Source organism: Nonomuraea sp. NPDC050202 (assembly GCF_040656115.1).
GTDB lineage: Bacteria > Actinomycetota > Actinomycetes > Streptosporangiales > Streptosporangiaceae > Nonomuraea.
The window spans coordinates 1-2,570 of record NZ_JBFALF010000112.1 but is presented as its reverse complement, the minus strand read 5'-3'; the positions used below and the strand labels follow the sequence as shown (position 1 = coordinate 2,570).

The 2,570-nt window shown below is 71.0% G+C and carries 5 protein-coding genes; 3 read left to right on the top strand and 2 right to left on the bottom strand.

Translation table 11 applies throughout. The annotated features are described in order from the left end of the window. The first annotated feature begins 83 nt into the window (after positions 1-83). From AB0I79_RS63250 to AB0I79_RS63240, 3 genes are all read left to right on the top strand, one after another. The gene (locus AB0I79_RS63250) at positions 84-218 is read left to right on the top strand and encodes a hypothetical protein (RefSeq protein WP_357896363.1); all 135 of its coding nucleotides are present in this window, start codon (positions 84-86) and stop codon (positions 216-218) included. Continuing rightward, positions 215-460 (top strand): sigma factor, encoded by a 246-nt coding sequence (locus AB0I79_RS63245; RefSeq protein WP_357896359.1) that lies wholly within the window; start codon positions 215-217, stop codon positions 458-460. The genes AB0I79_RS63250 and AB0I79_RS63245 overlap by 4 nt, the downstream gene beginning before the upstream one ends. Positions 461-523: 63 nt before the next feature. Next, positions 524-1,138 (top strand): sigma factor-like helix-turn-helix DNA-binding protein, encoded by a 615-nt coding sequence (locus tag AB0I79_RS63240; protein WP_357896357.1) that lies wholly within the window; start codon positions 524-526, stop codon positions 1,136-1,138. 163 nt (positions 1,139-1,301) lie between these two features. Here the strand turns inward: AB0I79_RS63240 and AB0I79_RS63235 are convergent, their stop codons facing one another. Together AB0I79_RS63235 and AB0I79_RS63230 are read right to left on the bottom strand one after the other, a co-directional pair. Beyond that, positions 1,302-2,207: an NAD(P)H-binding protein gene (locus tag AB0I79_RS63235; RefSeq protein ID WP_357896367.1), complete on the bottom strand. Its 906-nt coding sequence runs from the start codon at positions 2,205-2,207 to the stop codon at positions 1,302-1,304. Beyond that, complete coding sequence (locus tag AB0I79_RS63230) at positions 2,207-2,473, bottom strand: hypothetical protein (RefSeq protein ID WP_357896354.1); 267 nt, start codon at positions 2,471-2,473, stop codon at positions 2,207-2,209. The genes AB0I79_RS63235 and AB0I79_RS63230 overlap by 1 nt, the downstream gene beginning before the upstream one ends. Between the last annotated feature and the right edge of the window lie 97 nt (positions 2,474-2,570).

The following is a 2,570-nucleotide window of genomic DNA, read 5'->3' as shown; positions in this document are numbered from 1 at the left end:
AGCTCAGAACCCGCTCCCGCAGACACTTACCGCTTAACCTGCAGAAACAGGATCACGCGAAGATCGATTCATACACCACGTCCGTGGACGTGACCGTGCGGGAGTTCATGGCCGATGAGGCCGGAAAGGCCGGGGCGGCGTTGAGGGAGCGGCGCCACGAGGCGCGGCGGGTGCTCTGCCGGCCCTGGCGGCACGGCAGCAGGAAGGAGCCCGCGTGAGCCGGACCCGGGAGTTCGAGGAGCTACGGCCGCTGCTGTTCTCCATCGCCTACCGGATCCTGGGCAGCGTGAGCGAGGCCGAGGACGCCGTCCAGGAGACCTGGCTGCGCTACGGGGCCTGCCCGACCCGGCCCGCGTCGGCCAAGGCGTTCCTGTCGGCCATGGTGTCGCGAATCGCGATCGACGTGCTGCGCTCGGCACGCATGCGGCGGGAGGAGTATGCCGGGGCAGTGGTTCCCTGAGCCGCTGCTGGCCGACCCGTACGAGGACCCCGAGCGCTCGGCGGAGCGGCCGACACGGTGTCGATGGCGGCCCTGCTGTTGCTGGAACGGCTCAGCCCGCTGGAGCGGGCGGTCTTCGTGCTGTGCGAGGTGTTCGGGTTCGGCTTCGGCGAGGTCGCCGCCGCGGTCGGCCGTTCGGAGGCGGCCTGCCGCCAGCTCGCCGTACGAGCACGCCGCCACATGGACGCCGGCCGCGCCCGCTTCGCCGCCGATCGCCAGGAGCGGGAGGAACTGGCGGGACGCTTCTTCGCCGCCTTCCGCGAAGGCGACGTGGCCGGGCTGCGCGAGCTGCCGGCCGCCGACGTGCAGATGGTCGGCGACAGCGGCGGCAAGGCTCCGCTGTGGGGCACGGGCGTCTTCGGCGCCGAGAACGTGGCCCGGATGCTGGCCGCGTTCGTCGCACGGTTCATCCTGATCGGCGGCCTCGTGGAGCCGCACGAGGTGAACGGCCAGCCAGGCGCGATCTTCCGCGACCGGGACGGCAGGATCGTCAACACCTTGACCCTCGACATCTCGGACGGGCAGATCCAGACCATCCGAGCCGTGATCAACCCCGACAAGCTGCGGCACCTGGGCCCGGTGGCCGACGCCTGGGCGGTCGTCCGCGAGACCAACCGGGCCCGCCGGCCCCAGAACTGACATCCACCCCTGCCTGGCCGCGTGGCCTTCCTGGGCGCGGAGGCGAGGACGGCCGCCCGCCGCTGGTGAGCCGGTCACCCTTCGGCTTCGATGGCCCGGCTGTCCCCGCCTGCCACTGGGCCCGGCCGCGCACGCACGAGAGTGCGTGGCCGGGCAGCCGTGGTCAGGCGGGTGCCGAGCCGAAGGCGGCAGCGCGGTGCGCGACCCATTGCGCGTATGTGAAGGCCGGTCGCCCGGTCACCTCCTCCACCGTCGGCAGCACCGGGTCGTTCTTGCCGCCCCTCACCGCGAGCCCGTCCATGAGCTCGGCTATCACTGGCGCTGGCATCCCGTGGCGGAGCATCTCTTTCTGGAACTGCTCGCGGGGCTGCTCCTCGAACCGCAACGGGCGCCCGATCGTCTGCGCGGTGATCCGCACGCGCTCGACCGGGGTCAGCGACTGCGGGCCGGTGAGCATGTATGCCTCTCCGATCCGCTCGTCAAGGAGCGCGCGTACGACGACCGCGGCGATGGCGCGGGAGTCGACCGGGGCCAGTCCGGCGTCGCCGTACACACCGCGGACGACTCCGCCGTCGATGATCTGCGGTGCCCACACGAGATCGTTGGTCATGAACGCGCCGGGACGTACGAAGGTCCGCGGAAGCCCGGAGGCTTCCACGGCCCGCTCCAGCCGGAGGTGTTGCCCGCCGACCCAGCCCAGTTCGGGGAACGTGACGGTCGAGGAGGACAGCAGCACGACGTGCCTCAGGCCGGCTTTCCGCGCCGCTGCAAGAAAGCCGTCGACCCCGTCGAAGACGGGAAACAGGAATGCCCGGTCGGCACCGGACAGCGCCTCCGGCAGGGTTTCCGGCCGGGTCAGGTCGCCGGTCACGACCTCGACGCCGCCCGGGAAGGAACGGCCGCTGGGATCACGCGTCATGACGCGTACCTTTCCCCCGCGTCGAGCAGTTGGTCCACGATGTCGGCACCGACGTTTCCGGTGCCACCGGTTACGAGTATCACGAGGTCTCCCTCTCCTTGCTTGCGTATCGCGTGACCCGTGCCGGGCCCCTGCATGCCCCGGCGGGATCAGGACAGTTCTTCCTTGAAGCCCTGCCGCCAGGAGGGGTAGCGCAGCTGCCAGCCGAGCTCCCGCTTGGCCTTGGCGTTGGAGAAGCCGCGCCCCTGGGTCATCATCATCACCGCCGTCCTTCCGGCCAGCGGCCGGGCCAGCCAGGCGGGGATCCGCATCGGGGGCTTGGCGCCCGCGCACGCTGCCAGGTAGGGCAGCCACTCGCGGGCGGGGGCCGGGTCGTCGTCGACGATGTTGAACACGCCCGCGGCCCGTTGCTCCACGGCTAGGGCCTGTACGGAGTTGAGATCAGAGGGATTTGCTGCGCTTTGGCCGGCGATCCTGGTACCCCTTCGCCATGGCGCGTGGAGACCTCACCGA

What these genes read in the sequence shown, in the direction of transcription:
- AB0I79_RS63240 (WP_357896357.1), top strand. Translation starts at nt 524, where the DNA reads ATGGCGGCCCTGCTGTTGCTGGAACGGCTCAGCCCGCTGGAGCGGGCG.